The organism is Pseudomonas sp. PSB11 (assembly GCF_014596605.1).
In the GTDB taxonomy this organism is placed as follows: domain Bacteria; phylum Pseudomonadota; class Gammaproteobacteria; order Pseudomonadales; family Pseudomonadaceae; genus Aquipseudomonas; species Aquipseudomonas umsongensis.
The window spans coordinates 34,194-49,603 of record NZ_NOIO01000024.1 but is presented as its reverse complement, the minus strand read 5'-3'; the positions used below and the strand labels follow the sequence as shown (position 1 = coordinate 49,603).

Here is a 15,410-nt window from a genome sequence, read left to right as displayed (position 1 = left end):
CTTGTTTTTTGCCCGCCAAGACCTTCAGTGGATAGGGTGTTATGTCCGGAAAAGCGCAACAGCAGTCTCGTATTATTGAGTTGATCAAACTGGGTCGTGAGCAGAAGTATCTGACTTACGCCGAGGTCAACGACCACCTGCCCGAGGATATTTCAGATCCAGAGCAGGTGGAAGACATCATCCGCATGATTAACGACATGGGGATCCCCGTACACGAGAGTGCTCCGGATGCGGACGCCCTTATGTTGGCCGACGCCGATACCGACGAGGCCGCTGCGGAAGAAGCCGCCGCCGCGTTGGCAGCGGTGGAGACCGATATCGGTCGCACCACTGACCCAGTGCGCATGTACATGCGCGAAATGGGTACGGTCGAGCTCCTCACGCGTGAAGGCGAAATCGAAATCGCCAAGCGTATTGAAGAGGGCATCCGTGAAGTGATGAGCGCAATCGCGCACTTCCCTGGCACGGTTGATCATATTCTCTCCGAATACACTCGCGTTACCACCGAAGGTGGCCGCCTGTCCGACGTCCTGAGCGGTTATATCGACCCGGACGACGGTATTGCGCCGCCTGCTGCGGAGGTTCCGCCGCCGATCGACACCAAGACCGCGAAAGCGGATGACGATTCCGACGACGATGACGCCGAAGCTTCCGATGACGAAGAAGAAGCCGAAAGCGGTCCGGATCCAATCATCGCCGCCCAGCGCTTTGGTGCTGTCGCCGATCAGATGGAAATCACCCGCAAGGCGCTGAAAAAGCACGGTCGCCACAACAAGCTGGCGATTGCCGAGCTGTTGGCCCTGTCCGACCTGTTCATGCCGATCAAACTGGTTCCGAAGCAATTCGAAGGCCTGGTCGAGCGTGTACGCAGCGCCCTGGATCGTCTGCGCCAGCAAGAGCGTGCAATCATGCAGCTCTGCGTTCGTGATGCACGCATGCCGCGTGCCGACTTCCTGCGCCAGTTCCCGGGCAACGAAGTCGACGAAAGCTGGAGCGATGCACTGGCCAAAGGCAAAAGCAAATACGCTGAAGCCATCGCTCGCGTGCAGCCGGACATCATTCGGTGCCAGCAGAAGCTGACCGCGCTGGAAACCGAAACCGGTTTGACGATCGCCGAGATCAAGGACATCAACCGTCGCATGTCGATCGGTGAGGCCAAGGCCCGCCGCGCGAAGAAAGAGATGGTCGAAGCGAACTTGCGTCTGGTGATCTCCATCGCCAAGAAGTACACCAACCGTGGCCTGCAATTCCTCGACCTGATCCAGGAAGGCAACATCGGCCTGATGAAAGCGGTAGACAAGTTCGAATACCGCCGCGGCTACAAATTCTCGACTTATGCCACCTGGTGGATCCGTCAGGCGATCACTCGCTCGATCGCCGACCAGGCCCGCACCATCCGTATTCCGGTGCACATGATCGAGACGATCAACAAGCTCAACCGCATTTCCCGCCAGATGCTGCAGGAAATGGGTCGCGAACCGACCCCGGAAGAGCTGGGCGAACGCATGGAAATGCCTGAGGACAAGATCCGCAAGGTATTGAAGATCGCAAAAGAGCCGATCTCCATGGAAACCCCGATCGGTGATGACGAAGACTCCCATCTGGGTGACTTCATCGAAGACTCGACCATGCAGTCGCCAATCGATGTTGCAACCGTTGAGAGCCTTAAGGAAGCGACTCGCGAAGTGCTGTCCGGCCTTACTGCCCGTGAAGCCAAGGTACTGCGCATGCGCTTCGGTATCGACATGAATACCGACCACACCCTCGAGGAAGTTGGTAAGCAGTTCGACGTTACCCGCGAACGGATTCGTCAGATCGAAGCCAAGGCGTTGCGCAAGCTGCGCCACCCGACGAGAAGCGAGCATCTGCGCTCCTTCCTCGACGAGTGATACCAGAACCCCCGGCCCAGGCCGGGGGTTTTGTTTTTGCAGATAATTCCCCCCGCTTCACCCCACCCGCCGATTTGCCCGTCTACACTCGAAACATTCCCCGAGCCATAACGAGACCGTTATGCCCAGACTGCCGACCGTGTGTTTTTTGCTGTCGCTGATGACTTGGACCGCAACGGCTGGCGCGCTGACTCTAACTGACGAAGAACGTAGCTGGCTGGCGGCCCATCCGGACCTGCGCCTGGGTGTCGATGCATCCTGGCCGCCCTTTGAGTTTCGCGACGACCAGGGGCGTTACCAGGGCCTTGCTGCAGACTATATCGACCGTGTTCGCCAGCGGCTGGCCATCAAGCTCACACCCATTGAGCCCGTGAGCTGGACGGTGGTACTGGACCAGGCCAAGCAAGGCAAGCTGGACCTTTTGCCGGGCATCATGTCGACCCCGGAACGTCAGGCCTACCTGTCATTCACCCGTCCCTACCTGGATTTCCCGATTGTCATCCTGGCGCACGTCGGAGGCGCCCAACCGCGCAAACTCAAAGACCTGTACGGACTAAAAATCGCCGTAGTGGAAAACTACGCACCTCACGAACTGTTGCGCACCCACAATCCCGATTTGAACCTGGTGGCGATGCCCAATGTCAGCTCCGCTTTACAGGCGCTGGCTACCGATGAAGTAGACGCCGTGGTAGGCGACCTCGCTTCCAGCGTCTGGAGTTTGCGCCAGCTCAAGCTCGACGGGCTGTACGTCAGCGGCGAAACCCCCTACCGCTACCAGCTGGCAATGGGTGTCCCCCGGGACAACAAAATGCTGGTCGGCATTCTGGATAAAGTCCTCGCCGACATGACACCGGCCGAAATCAGTTCGATCCAGGAACATTGGGTCGGCAACGTACTGGATCATCGTACATTCTGGTCCGATCTATTGGTCTACGGCTTGCCTGGGCTACTGCTGCTGATCGCCGTGCTCGCCGCCGTGATCCGCGTCAATCGCCGCTTGAGTTCGGAAATCTCCCGCAGGGTCGACCTGGAGCAGGAACTGCGCAGCAGCGAATACCATTACCGCGGGCTGGTGGAGAGCCTCTCGGCCATCGCCTGGGAAGCGCGGATGAGTGACTTCACCTACAGCTATGTGTCGCCCCACGCCGAAGACCTGCTCGGTTACCCCTTGTCGCATTGGCTGATCCCAGGCTTCTGGCGCAACATCATCCATCCCGCCGACCTCACCCGCGCGCAGAGCTTCTGCGACCACGAAGTGTTGGCCGGGCGAGATCACACTCTCGATTACCGGGTCATCACCGCTGACGGTCGTTGCATCTGGGTCCGCGACATCGTCAGCCTGATCGAACACGGTCATGAGCCGGTGATGCGCGGCTTGATGATTGACATCAGCGAAACCAAACGCACCGAAGAAGCACTGCGCCTGTCTGAACAGAAGTTTGCCTCGGTGTTCCAGCAGTGCCCAGACATTCTGGTGATCGCACGCCTGAGTGACGGTTGCCTGCTGGAGGTTAACGATGCGTTCGAAGAACAGATCGGCCTAAAGGCCGAAGATGTGATCGGCCAGACTGCCACCGACCTGAACATCTGGGGTATTCCAGGTGTCGGGCCAGGGCTGCTGCAGCGCTTGCAGGCCGGCAGCATTCGCAACCTGGAGATGCCCTTTCGTCGCAGCAATGGCCAGGTGTTCACCGGCTTGATCTCGGCCGAACCCTTCGACCTCGATACCACCCCGGCGCTGGTCGTCGTGGTGCGAGACATCACCCAACTCAAGGAAACCCAGCAACAACTGCAAACCTCCGAAGAAAAGTTCGCCAAGGCCTTCCACGCCTCCCCCGACGGCTTGCTGCTGTCGCGCCAGAGCGATGGCCTGCTGTTGGAGGTCAACGAGGGGTTCAGCCGCATTACCGGCTTCAACAGCGCGATGTCGGTGGATCGCTCGGCCCTTGACCTGGGGATCTGGGTCAACCTCAACGAGCGCAAACAAATGCTCGACCTGTTGCACCGGGATGGTTACGTCCGCGATTTCAGCTGCCACATCCGCCGCAGCGACGGTCAGATCCGCCTATGCGAAGTCTCCAGCCGTCCGCTACCGATCGGTGACGACGACTGCATGCTGACCATCGCCCGGGACATCACCGAACGCCACCTGATGCAGGAAAAACTGCAGCAGGCCGCGACGGTATTCGAGAGCACCGCAGAAGGCGTGTTGATCACCGATACCCAGCAGCACATCAGTGCAGTCAACCGTGCCTTTACCGAAATCACCGGCTACAGCGAAAGCGAAGCACTGGGGCATACCCCGCGCCTGCTTGCCTCGGGCCTGCATGACAGTGCGTTCTACGCCGCCATGTGGCATCAACTGACCGACGAAGGTCATTGGCAAGGCGAGATTTCCAACCGACGCAAAAATGGCGAACTGTATCCCAGCTGGTTGACCATCAGCGCCGTACGAAATCGTAACAACTTCATCACGCACTTCGTGGCTGTGTTCGCCGACATCTCCAGCCTCAAGCACGCCCAGGCCAAACTGGACTACCAGGCTCACCACGACCCGTTGACCGGTCTGCCAAACCGCACGTTGTTCGAAAGTCGCCTGCTCAACGCGCTCAATCACCAGAAGGAAAACGGCGGTCAGGGCGCAGTGCTGTTCCTGGATCTGGACCGTTTCAAGCACATCAATGACAGCCTTGGTCACCCGGTCGGCGATCTTTTGCTCAAGGGTATTGCCGTGCGTCTCAAGGAGCAGTTGCGAGACATCGACACTGTCGCGCGCCTGGGCGGCGACGAATTCATCATCCTGCTCCCCGGCCTGCAGCAAGCCAGCGATGCGGACAACATCGCCACCAAGCTGCTCAATTGCTTTACCGCGCCATTCCAGGCGGGTGAGCATGAGTTTTTCATCAGCTCCAGCATCGGCACCAGCCTCTACCCCAAGGACGGCAGTGACGTGGCCACGCTGATCAAAAACGCCGACGCGGCCATGTACCGCTCCAAGGCCAAAGGCCGTAACCGCGTAGAAAGCTACACCTGCGATCTCACCGCTCAAGCCAGCGAGCGTGTGGCGCTGGAGCACGAACTGCGACGCGCCATCGAGCGCAATGAACTGCACCTGTGCTACCAACCCAAGATCAGCCTCGACGACTATCGCCTGGTGGGGGCCGAAGCCCTGATTCGCTGGCGTCATCCGACCTTCGGCGACGTGCCGCCCGAACACTTCATCTCACTTGCCGAAGAAAACGGCATGATCCTGCAGATCGGCGACTGGGTACTCGAGACCGCCTGCCGGCAGATGTTCGAATGGAACCAGATGTACGAAGGCCTCGGCCCGCTGTCGGTCAACCTCGCCGGTGCCCAACTGCGCCAACCGAATCTTTTGGGGCGAATCGAACAACTGCTCAAGGACAACCGCCTCAATCCCGGTTGCCTGCAACTGGAGATCACCGAAAACTTCATCATGAGCCAGGCCGAAGAAGCGCTTGCGGTGCTGCACCAACTCAAGCATCTGGGTGTGCAATTGGCGATCGACGACTTCGGCACCGGGTACTCCTCGCTGAGTTACCTCAAGCGCCTGCCGCTGGACATACTCAAGATCGACCAGTCCTTCGTCCGCGGTTTGCCCGACGACCCTCACGATGCCGCCATCGTGCGTGCCATTATCGCCCTCGGCCGCAGCATGCAATTCACGGTCATTGCCGAGGGCGTCGAAACCCAGGCGCAGCAGCAATTCCTGGCTGCCGAAGGCTGTGAGCAGATCCAGGGCTACATCGTCAGCCTGCCCCTGCCCCCTGACGAATTCGCCGCGACGTTTCTTCGTACAACAGTAATGGATTTTTCGGATAGCACAGCCGCGAAACCATCGCTATAATCCGCGACCAATGGGGCCTATAGCTCAGTTGGTTAGAGCAGAGGACTCATAATCCTTTGGTCCACGGTTCAAGTCCGTGTGGGCCCACCAAACAAGAAAGCCGCGCAATGCGCGGCTTTTGCGTGTCTGAAGCGCCCATTTGAGCGGCGACGAACTGCAAGGACTAGCGGCGGCTCACCTGCGAACTACACGCCCCGACCTTTCGGGGCCTGCAATTGTCATTGACGGAATGGCTTGCACTGCCCGCAGCCGCTCCAACATTGGCCCGGTGTACACAACCTCATACGTATCCGCCGCCCGCCCCCACTGCTCCACGATAACCATGCCGTCAACCAAGACCGCTGCCAATTCGGCAATGATCCCCGACAGCTCTTCCACGATGTCTTGAGTCCGCTGCCACGCGCGATCCGTCAGCATTTTAAGCTCGGCCGTAATGCGCTCAGATGAGACCGGATGGGTCTCAGGGTAGAGGATATTGCGCAGCAGGTGCTGCAACTCCCGGATCTTTGCGTAATCCTGGTGTGCGCCCTGCTCACCTTTAAGGATGGCTGTCGCTTTCAACTTGTCGACGCGCTGCCCGGCTGATTTTTTTAAAGGCAGGGTCTGCGCCATCGCGCCAGCCAGGAGGACCATCATCCGGGCCTCCAGATGTTGCTTCATGGCGTCCATCGACGAAATCGCCCGCACCAGGCTGATGGACGCCCCGCCTTGGTGCCGCAAGTCCATGGTCACCGTCAGGTTCACGCTGCCCGTGGCAAAACCCAAGGCACGGGCCACGACGTAGTGGCCCATTTCGTGATGGGCGATCTGCCAGGCGTGATCCCTTACAGTGGGCGGCAACTTCTTCGTCATGACCTGTCCCCTCGCGCCACGGCCTCAATTGAGCGTTCCTTTACGATTTGTCATACATCACAGACCCAATGGGGGTCCAGGGTCAATCATCAAAACCCGAATCGAACCACCGTTCGCCAGATGTTCTCCAGCCGCCCCTTGGCACCTTCACAGACCTCTGCGCGACCCAGGGCCACGGAAAAAATCAATGATCGGCAAGTGGGCCCCGCCGTGTATGTCAGACACGTCCTGAAATGGCGTTGCTTTTTTCCCTCCCAATTAGCGCCCACGAAAAAGCCGCGACATTGCGCGGCTTTTTCGTCGGCGGGTTCAGTCAGCTTGCCTGAATTACCGAGTTATCGTTCTTCGCGGGCAAGCCTCGCTCCTACGGTTCGTGAGAATGGCCGCGTTATCTATGGCAATGCATAGGCAACCACATAATCACCACGGTCCGGCGACTGACGTGCACCGCCAACGGTGAGCAGGATGTACTGCTTGCCCGTTTTCGGCGAGACATAGGTCATCGGGCCGGACTGGCTGCCCACCGGCAACCGCGCCTTCCAGATTTCCTTGCCGTTGCCGGTATCGAAGGCGCGCAGGTAGAAGTCCTGGGTGCCGGCGAAGAACAGCAGGCCCGACTGGGTGGCGAGCGAGGCGCCGAGGGTTGGCATGCCGATCGGGATCGGCAGGTGCATGCGGATGCCCAGTGGGCCGGTGTCCTGTACGGTGCCGACCGGTACCTGCCACATCAGTTTGTGGGTCTTGAGGTCGATGGCAGACATGGTGCCGAACGGTGGTTTCTGGCACGGAATACCGACCGCCGAAAGGAAACGCTCACGCATGGCGCCGAACGGCGTGCCTTCCTGGGGTACCACGCCCATTTCGATGCCACTGGCCCCGGCTTTGATCTTGTCGCGCGGGATCATGTAGTTGGCCAGGCCCAGGCGCATGTCGTTGACGAACATGTAGTTCGTGTTCGGGTCGACCGAGACGCTACCCCAGTTCATCCCGCCCAGCGAGCCCGGGAATTGCAGGGCGCGATCCATGCCTGGCGGGGTGTAGACGCCTTCATGACGCATGCCCTTGAACTGGATGCGGCACATCAATTGGTCAAACGGCGTGGCGCCCCACATGTCGGATTCAGTCAGGGTCTTGTTGCCGATTGACGGCATGTCCACGGAAAACGGTTGGGTTGGCGAGTAGCGTTCGCCAGGCACATGGCCCTGCGGCACCGGGCGCTCTTCGACCCGCGCTATCGGCACGCCAGTTTCGCGGTTGAGCAGGAAAATCTCGCCCTGCTTGGTGACCTGCGCCAACGCAGGCTGGGTGCCGCCCTTGTCGTCCGGCACGTCATACAGCAGCGGCTGAGCAGGCAGGTCGAAGTCCCACAGATCATTGTGAGTGGTCTGGAAGTGCCAGCGCACCTGACCGGTTTTCACATCGAGGGCAACGATGGACGAGTTCCATTTGTTGTCCATGTCGGTCCGCTGGCCGCCGAAGAAGTCCGGTGTCGCGTTGCCGGTTGGCAGGTAGACCAGACCGAGCTTGGCGTCGTAGGACATCGCCGACCAGACGTTCGGCGTACCCCGGGTGTAGGTCTCGCCGGCCGGTGGGCGTTTGGTGGTGTTCGGGTTTCCCGGATCCCACGCCCACACCAACTCGCCGCTGCGAACGTCGTAGGCGCGAACCACACCTGGCGGCTCGCCAGTGGAGTAGTTATCGGCGACACGGCCACCGACGATCACCACGTCCCCTGCGACCAACGGGGTCGAGGTCTGCTGGTAGTAACCGGGTTTGACTTCACCCATGTCGGTGGTCAGGTCGACGGTGCCCTGGTTGCCGAACTCTTCGCACGGCTTGCCGGTTTCGGCATTGATGGCGATCAGGCGGGCATCGCCGGTCGGCAGGAACAGACGTTTCGTACAAGCACCTGGCTGCTCGGCCACAGGCGCAACGCCTGCATCGAAGTAGCCCAGGCCACGGCAGCGCTGCCAGTTGGGCGCGGTACCCTGCGGGTCGAACTTCCAGCGCTGGGCACCAGTGTCGGCGTCCAGGGCGAAAACCTTGCCGTACGCGGTGCAGGTGTAGACCGTGTCACCGATCTGCAACGGGGTGTTCTGGTCTTCGGCACCGGCCCCGGTGCTTTGCGGGATATCGCCGGTGCGGAAGGTCCAGGCCACCTGCAATTTGTCGATGTTGCCTTTGTTGATCTGGTCCAGCGCGGCGAAGCGGTTGCCGGCGGTGGTGTTGCCCCAGTGCGCCCAGTCTTTCTGTTCGGTACCCGGTACCACCGGCGTGACCGCCGGTTCAGTGGTGGCCTTGACCACCGGGGTCGGTACAAACATATAGGCCAGCGTCGCGACGACACCGACACCCAGCAGCCCGGCCAGGCCATAGGCGCCTCGACCTGCGGTTGCGCCGCAAGCGCGCACCAGCGCCGGATAAATCAATGCGACGACCAGGCCGATGACGGCAAAGGTCAGCACACGCGAGACCAGTGGCCAATATTCGAGACCGGCATCCCACACTGCCCAAACGGCCGTGAGGATCAGCGCCAGACCATAAAGCCACGCCCCCAGCGGTCTACGGCGGGCAATCAACAGGCCCGAGACCAGCATCGCCAGGCCCATCAGCAGGAAATACCAGCTGCCACCGAGGGTGATCAGATACCCGCCGCCACCGGCCAAACCGAGCCCGATCAGTGCAATCAGGACACCCAGCCCCGTCAGCAGCCATTTGCTGCCGCCGGCAGCCCCAGAATTATTCATGTCGGAATTTTTCCCCATTTGTGACAAGGGCGGAATAATGTACTACCTAGTTACTTATGGCAATTTGTCGCAGGCACAAATGTCATGAACGGTATTGAGGCTAGTCCAGATATCCGGCGCGAGCGCTGCGGGGGATGTGCCTGTAACATGCCTGGACATTGATTCCATGCCGCCGGAGACCGCCCTTGCCTGACATCCGCCCGCCCGTTCTTGACGAGATCGACCGTCAGTTGATTGCGGCCCTGCAGATCAACGCCCGTGAAAGCGTGGCCATGCTCGCCCGGCACCTGGGCATCGCCCGGACCACCGTTACCTCGCGCCTGGCGCGCCTGGAAAAGGCCAAGGTGATTACCGGTTATGGCGTACGGCTCGGCCAGCGCGTGGTGGACGGCGGGTTGCAGGCGTATGTGGGGATTACCGTACAACCTCGCTCCGGCAAGGAAGTGTTGCGGCGCTTGAGTGCGATGGGCCAGGTGCAGCAACTGTGTGCGGTAAGTGGCGAATTTGATTATGTCGCCTGGTTGCGCAGCGATTCGCCAGAGCAACTGGACCAACTGCTGGATCAGATTGGCAGTGTCGATGGGGTGGAGAAGACCACGACGTCGATCATCTTGAGCAGCAAGATCGATCGGGGGCAGCCGGTTTGAAAACTATCCAATGTGGGAGCGATTGTGGACAGTATGCACAGAGCTATCGTCATATTGATCAATTAATTGGCAAAACGACGACACATTGCGTCTTATTAACGTGTTCTACGCTCTCTAGAATGGCTGGCATCTTTTCCTATACTCAGATGCGCACTCCGCGTCGGGTCGACAGCAAGGTCAGCCATGAACAAGAACAATCGCCATCCTGCAGACGGTAAAAAACCAGTCACCATTTTCGGTCCGGACTTTCCTTTCGCCTTCGACGACTGGATCGAACACCCGGCTGGCCTAGGCAGCATTCCCGAGCACCATCACGGTGCCGAAGTGGCGATCGTCGGTGCCGGTATTGCCGGGCTGGTAGCCGCGTATGAACTGATGAAGCTCGGTCTCAAGCCGGTGGTTTATGAGGCCTCGAAGCTGGGTGGCCGCCTGCGCTCCCAAGCGTTCAATGGCACCGACGGCATCGTCGCGGAACTGGGCGGCATGCGTTTTCCAGTGTCATCCACGGCCTTCTATCACTACGTCGACAAGCTGAACCTTGAAACCAAACCCTTCCCCAACCCGCTGACACCAGCCTCAGGCAGTACTGTCATCGATCTGGAAGGCAAGACCCATTACGCACAGAAACTGGCGGATCTTCCTGCACTGTTCCAGGAAGTCGCCGACGCCTGGGCCGACGCCCTGGAAGCGGGCTCGCAGTTCTCAGATATACAGCAGGCTATCCGCGACCGCGACGTACCGCGCCTCAAGGCGTTGTGGAACACCCTCGTACCGCTGTGGGACGACCGCACTTTCTACGATTTCGTTGCCACCTCCAAAGCCTTCGCCAAACTGTCGTTCCATCACCGCGAAGTGTTCGGCCAGGTCGGTTTCGGTACCGGTGGCTGGGACTCGGACTTCCCCAACTCGATGCTGGAAATCTTCCGCGTGGTGATGACCAACTGCGACGATCACCAGCATCTGGTGGTCGGTGGCGTGGAACAAGTGCCACAGGGCATCTGGCGCCATGTCCCGGAACGCTGCGTACACTGGCCGCAGGGCACCAGCCTCAAGTCATTGCACAGCGGTGCGCCACGTTCCGGCGTGAAGAAAATCGCCCATGCGCCGGACGGCCGCTTTGCGGTCACCGACAACAACGGCGATACCCGCGAATACGCGGCGGTGCTGACCACCTGCCAGAGCTGGCTTTTGACCACCCAGATCGAATGCGATGAAACCCTGTTTTCGCAGAAGATGTGGATGGCCCTGGACCGCACCCGCTACATGCAGTCGTCGAAAACCTTCGTGATGGTCGATCGCCCGTTCTGGAAGGATAAAGACCCGGAAACCGGACGCGACCTGATGAGCATGACCCTCACCGATCGCCTGACCCGCGGCACCTACCTGTTCGATAACGGCGACGACAAGCCCGGGGTGATATGCCTGTCGTATTCCTGGATGAGCGACGCCTTGAAAATGCTCCCTCACCCGGTGGAAAAACGCGTGAAACTGGCGTTGGATGCGTTGAAAAAGATCTACCCGAAAGTCGACATCGCCGCGCGAATCATCGGCGATCCGATCACCGTGTCCTGGGAAGCCGACCCGCATTTCCTCGGAGCCTTCAAGGGTGCGCTGCCCGGCCATTACCGCTACAACCAGCGCATGTACGCGCACTTCATGCAGGACGACATGCCGGCCGAACAACGCGGGATTTTCATCGCCGGCGACGATGTTTCGTGGACGCCGGCCTGGGTCGAAGGCGCGGTGCAAACCTCGCTCAATGCCGTATGGGGCATCATGAAACACTTCGGCGGTGCAACTCACGCCGAGAATCCGGGTCCAGGAGATGTGTTCAACGAGATCGGTCCGATCGCCCTGCCCGAGTAAGAGGAATCCGAAATGCGCGTAGCCCTTTACCAATGTCCACCGTTGCCCCTGGATGTCGCCGGCAACCTTCAGCGCCTGCATCAGCTGGCACTGGAAGCAAAGGGCGCCGACCTGCTGGTACTGCCGGAGATGTTCCTGACCGGCTACAACATCGGCGTCGATGCCGTCAGTGTGTTGGCGGAAGTGTACAACGGTGAATCGGCGCAACAGATTGCGCGCATTGCCAAGACCACCGGGATCGCCATTTTGTATGGCTATCCCGAACGCACCGGGGACGGACAGATCTACAACGCCGTGCAATTGATCGACGCCAATGGCGAGCGTCTGTGCAATTACCGCAAGACGCACCTGTTCGGTGACCTCGACCGTTCGATGTTCAGCGCCGGCACGGACGATTTCCCGATCGTGGAACTCAACGGCTGGAAGCTCGGGTTCCTGATCTGCTACGACCTCGAGTTTCCGGAAAACACCCGGCGCCTGGCCTTGGCTGGCGCCGAACTGATCCTGGTACCGACCGCCAACATGACCCCGTTCGACTTCATCGCCGATGTCACCGTACGTGCCCGGGCCTACGAGAATCAGTGCTACGTGGCTTATGCCAACTATTGCGGGCACGAAGGCGATATCCAGTACTGTGGCCAAAGCAGCATCGCCGCGCCGGATGGCAGCCGCATCGCCCAGGCCGGTCTCGATGAAGCACTGATTGTCGGTGAGCTGGATCGTCAGTTGATGGTCGAGTCGCGCGCCGCCAATCGCTATTTGCTCGATCGCCGCCCAGAACTATACGGCGCGCTGAACAAGCGCTAATCCGCTAGCATTGGCACTCCACTGTTCTGGAAGTGCCCATGCCTGCGCCGAATCCCCCTCGTCTCTACACTGAAACCCTGGCCAATGGTCTGCGGGTGACACTGCGTCACGTGCCTGATTTGAAGCGCGCCGCCGCGGTGTTACGTGTCGCTGCCGGGAGCCATGATGCGCCCCTGGCCTGGCCCGGTCTCGCGCACTTTCTTGAGCATTTGCTGTTTCTGGGGACCGAGCGCTTTCCTGCGGACCAAGGGCTGATGGCCTACGTCCTGGGTCATGCCGGCCAGGTCAATGCGCGGACCAGCGAGCGCACCACCGACTACTTTTTCGAATTAGCGCCTCAGGCGTTTAACAACGGGTTGGACCGTCTGTCAGACATGCTCGCCCATCCGCGTATGAATCCGGACGAACAACAGCGAGAACGGGAAGTTCTGCATGCGGAATTTGTTGCCTGGTCGCAGGATGCGGCGGCCCAACAGCAATTTGCGCTATTCGGCGGGCTTTGCGAAGCTCATCCGCTAAGGGGGTTTCATGCCGGAAACCGTGACAGCCTGCCAGTGCCACGTCCCGAATTTCAGCAGGCATTGAAGGATTTCCATCAGCGGTTTTATCAGGCCGGACAGATGACGCTGAGTCTTGTCGGCCCGCAATCCCTGCAAGAGCTGAAGGCGCTTGCCCAGGCATTTGCAGATGCAATTCCTGACGGCCACCCTATCAGGCAACAAGAGCCTCCTCGATTAATGGAAGCTGGGGGCAATAGTTATCAACAGGCCGGTGAACGACGGCTAGACCTGATGTTTGCCCTCGAAGCACTGCCTGACGCATCTCCACTGGCACTGGCGTTTCTCTGCCATTGGCTGAACGCTACGAAACCTGGTGGCTTGTTAGCCGCATTGCGTGAGCGAGGCATCGCCGACCAACTCAAGGCTGAGCCGTTGTATCAGTACGCCGGACAAGCCTTGTTGCACATCGAATTCACTTTATCCGATAACGCGACTGCAGTCGGAATTCGTGAACAACTCACGGATTGGTTGAGTTTTTTCGCACAACAAGACTGGAGTGGGTTGCGTGACGAATACACCACCCTGCTCCAACGCCAGCAGCAGGTCAGTACAGCCCTGCAGCTGGCCCGACAGGACAGCGAGCAACGTGAAGCTGCATTGTCCGAGCCCGGTGTTATCGCCCTCAAGGACATACTGAAACAAATGGGTGCTGAGGATAACTTCAGCGGCCAATGGCAACTGCCAGCGCCAAACCCGTTTTTGCAAGCAGAAGCGCCCGCGCCCAACGCCGGCCTGATTCGTGGCCAAACCAGCGCCCACCGTGGCCTGCGCACTTTTGCCCAAGATCGCTCGCGCAGCCGCCGCGAGCGTTCGCCGATGCAATTCAGCCAGGCATTACCGGATAACACCGCTGAGGGCGCTGTGTATTTGCGTTGGCGCCTGGTCTTTACACCAGGCAGCCACCTGCAAGCGAATCTGGAAAGTCGTCTTCAGCCGTTGCGCGAAGACGCTCGCCAGGCAGGTGTGGATTTTTCCTTTGGCAAATCGGGCAATGAATGGCTGCTGAAAATGGTGGGCCTGCAGGAGCCTATGCCCATCATCCTTGAGCATGCGCTGAAAGAATTGACAAAACCTGATGCAGATTGCTTACGAGAACTTCCCGCGAGCGTTGCGCCAATGCCAATTCGACAGCTACTCAAGGTGCTGCCCGATCAGTGCCTTGAATCCGTTGCCGAATCGCAAGATTTGCAGCAACTCTGGTCAGGCGCCCGATGGGATGGCCTGGCAATAGGCCTTGGCGCTCAGACCCAAGCGGCAATGGGCCTCGCCTTGAGTCGCATCCCTGGCACTGCGGACAGCCAACTGCCGCCACCCCCAGCGATCCCCGCGAAACATCTGTGGGCCCACGTCGAAACTGGCTCCAGCGAGCACGCATTACTGCTGTTCTGCCCGGCTGCAATCGACGATATAACCCACGAAGCTGCCTGGCGCTTGCTTGCGCAGGTCTGCCAGACACCGTTCTACCAACGGCTGCGAGTGCAATTGCAACTTGGCTACGCAGTGTTCAGTGCCCTGCGCCAGATTCACGGGCAAACCGGGCTGTTGTTCGGTGTGCAATCGCCGGGTGTCCTGCCGTTGGATTTGCTGCAACACATCCAACTGTTCTTGAACGAGCTGCCGGGACTGATTCGAGATATCGATGACGCCAACTTCATGGTCTTGCGCCGGGCCTTGGCCGAACAATTCGACAAGGCCGCGCTTCCCCTTGCCCAAGCAGCCGAGTTGCTCTGGCAGGGCAAATTAGCTAGCCGTTCGTCTGATTATTTGAGCCAGTTGCCTCATGAAATTCTCAACATTGATCGACCTATGCTAATAGCGGCAGCCCAACGTCTGATTCAGGTAGAAGGCGGTGCGCGCTGCTTGTCCAGCAGGCCTTGCCCTGGCCCGCCTTGGCAAGAGGCAAAGTGATCATTACCGGGGCTGCAATTAACTTTTTCGAACATTCGCAGCCAATCATTCTGAAATTTTGAGTAACATAGCTACCTAACTATCTGAACATCTCCCGCTGGAGGTGGGCTATATGTATAGATGCCGTTACTCCCATCAATTGAAGGAACGCCCCATGTCGTGGACCAAACCAGCTTACACCGACCTGCGTATCGGCTTTGAAGTCACCATGTACTTCGCCAGCCGCTAATCTCTGTCTTGGCAGAAATGCAGTTCAACGCCTCGGT

The 15,410-nt window shown here is 59.4% G+C and carries 9 protein-coding genes and 1 tRNA gene; 8 read left to right on the top strand and 2 right to left on the bottom strand.

Going from position 1 to position 15,410, the window contains the following annotated elements; all coding sequences use genetic code 11:
- Window positions 1-41 precede the first annotated feature (41 nt).
- The 3 genes from rpoD (at window position 42) to CGA21_RS23135 (ending at window position 5,847) form a co-directional block, all read left to right on the top strand.
- The gene (rpoD, locus tag CGA21_RS23145) at window positions 42-1,889 is read left to right on the top strand and encodes an RNA polymerase sigma factor RpoD (protein ID WP_110754824.1); all 1,848 of its coding nucleotides are present in this window, start codon (window positions 42-44) and stop codon (window positions 1,887-1,889) included.
- Between the two features lie 121 nt (window positions 1,890-2,010).
- Window positions 2,011-5,757 (top strand): bifunctional diguanylate cyclase/phosphodiesterase, encoded by a 3,747-nt coding sequence (locus CGA21_RS23140; RefSeq protein ID WP_188265121.1) that lies wholly within the window; start codon window positions 2,011-2,013, stop codon window positions 5,755-5,757.
- 13 nt (window positions 5,758-5,770) lie between these two features.
- A tRNA-Ile gene (locus CGA21_RS23135) sits at window positions 5,771-5,847 on the top strand.
- A gap of 84 nt (window positions 5,848-5,931) precedes the next feature.
- Here the strand turns inward: CGA21_RS23135 and CGA21_RS23130 are convergent.
- Window positions 5,932-6,609, bottom strand: coding sequence for a peptidase M41 (locus CGA21_RS23130; RefSeq protein WP_188265120.1), 678 nt, complete (start codon window positions 6,607-6,609; stop codon window positions 5,932-5,934).
- Between the two features lie 392 nt (window positions 6,610-7,001).
- On the bottom strand, window positions 7,002-9,356 hold the full coding sequence (locus CGA21_RS23125; RefSeq protein WP_188265119.1) for a glucose/quinate/shikimate family membrane-bound PQQ-dependent dehydrogenase: 2,355 nt from the start codon (window positions 9,354-9,356) through the stop codon (window positions 7,002-7,004).
- Between the two features lie 185 nt (window positions 9,357-9,541).
- On the opposite strand from CGA21_RS23125, the gene CGA21_RS23120 reads away from it, so the two are divergent.
- The 5 genes from CGA21_RS23120 (at window position 9,542) to pqqA (ending at window position 15,373) form a co-directional block, all read left to right on the top strand.
- The gene (locus tag CGA21_RS23120; protein WP_188265118.1) at window positions 9,542-10,003 is read left to right on the top strand and encodes an Lrp/AsnC family transcriptional regulator; all 462 of its coding nucleotides are present in this window, start codon (window positions 9,542-9,544) and stop codon (window positions 10,001-10,003) included.
- A 183-nt stretch (window positions 10,004-10,186) separates the two neighbouring features.
- On the top strand, window positions 10,187-11,869 hold the full coding sequence (locus CGA21_RS23115; protein WP_110754773.1) for a flavin monoamine oxidase family protein: 1,683 nt from the start codon (window positions 10,187-10,189) through the stop codon (window positions 11,867-11,869).
- 12 nt (window positions 11,870-11,881) lie between these two features.
- Complete coding sequence (locus tag CGA21_RS23110) at window positions 11,882-12,676, top strand: carbon-nitrogen hydrolase family protein (RefSeq protein ID WP_188265117.1); 795 nt, start codon at window positions 11,882-11,884, stop codon at window positions 12,674-12,676.
- A 38-nt stretch (window positions 12,677-12,714) separates the two neighbouring features.
- Window positions 12,715-15,144, top strand: coding sequence for a pyrroloquinoline quinone biosynthesis protein PqqF (gene pqqF, locus CGA21_RS23105; RefSeq protein WP_188265116.1), 2,430 nt, complete (start codon window positions 12,715-12,717; stop codon window positions 15,142-15,144).
- Window positions 15,145-15,298: 154 nt separating this feature from the next.
- On the top strand, window positions 15,299-15,373 hold the full coding sequence (gene pqqA, locus CGA21_RS23100) for a pyrroloquinoline quinone precursor peptide PqqA (RefSeq protein ID WP_003422658.1): 75 nt from the start codon (window positions 15,299-15,301) through the stop codon (window positions 15,371-15,373).
- Window positions 15,374-15,410 lie beyond the last annotated feature (37 nt).

What these genes read in the sequence shown, in the direction of transcription:
- rpoD (WP_110754824.1), top strand. Translation starts at nt 42, where the DNA reads ATGTCCGGAAAAGCGCAACAGCAGTCTCGTATTATTGAGTTGATCAAA.
- CGA21_RS23140 (WP_188265121.1), top strand. Translation starts at nt 2,011, where the DNA reads ATGCCCAGACTGCCGACCGTGTGTTTTTTGCTGTCGCTGATGACTTGG.
- CGA21_RS23130 (WP_188265120.1), bottom strand. Translation starts at nt 6,609, where the DNA reads ATGACGAAGAAGTTGCCGCCCACTGTAAGGGATCACGCCTGGCAGATC.
- CGA21_RS23125 (WP_188265119.1), bottom strand. Translation starts at nt 9,356, where the DNA reads ATGAATAATTCTGGGGCTGCCGGCGGCAGCAAATGGCTGCTGACGGGG.
- CGA21_RS23115 (WP_110754773.1), top strand. Translation starts at nt 10,187, where the DNA reads ATGAACAAGAACAATCGCCATCCTGCAGACGGTAAAAAACCAGTCACC.
- CGA21_RS23110 (WP_188265117.1), top strand. Translation starts at nt 11,882, where the DNA reads ATGCGCGTAGCCCTTTACCAATGTCCACCGTTGCCCCTGGATGTCGCC.
- pqqF (WP_188265116.1), top strand. Translation starts at nt 12,715, where the DNA reads ATGCCTGCGCCGAATCCCCCTCGTCTCTACACTGAAACCCTGGCCAAT.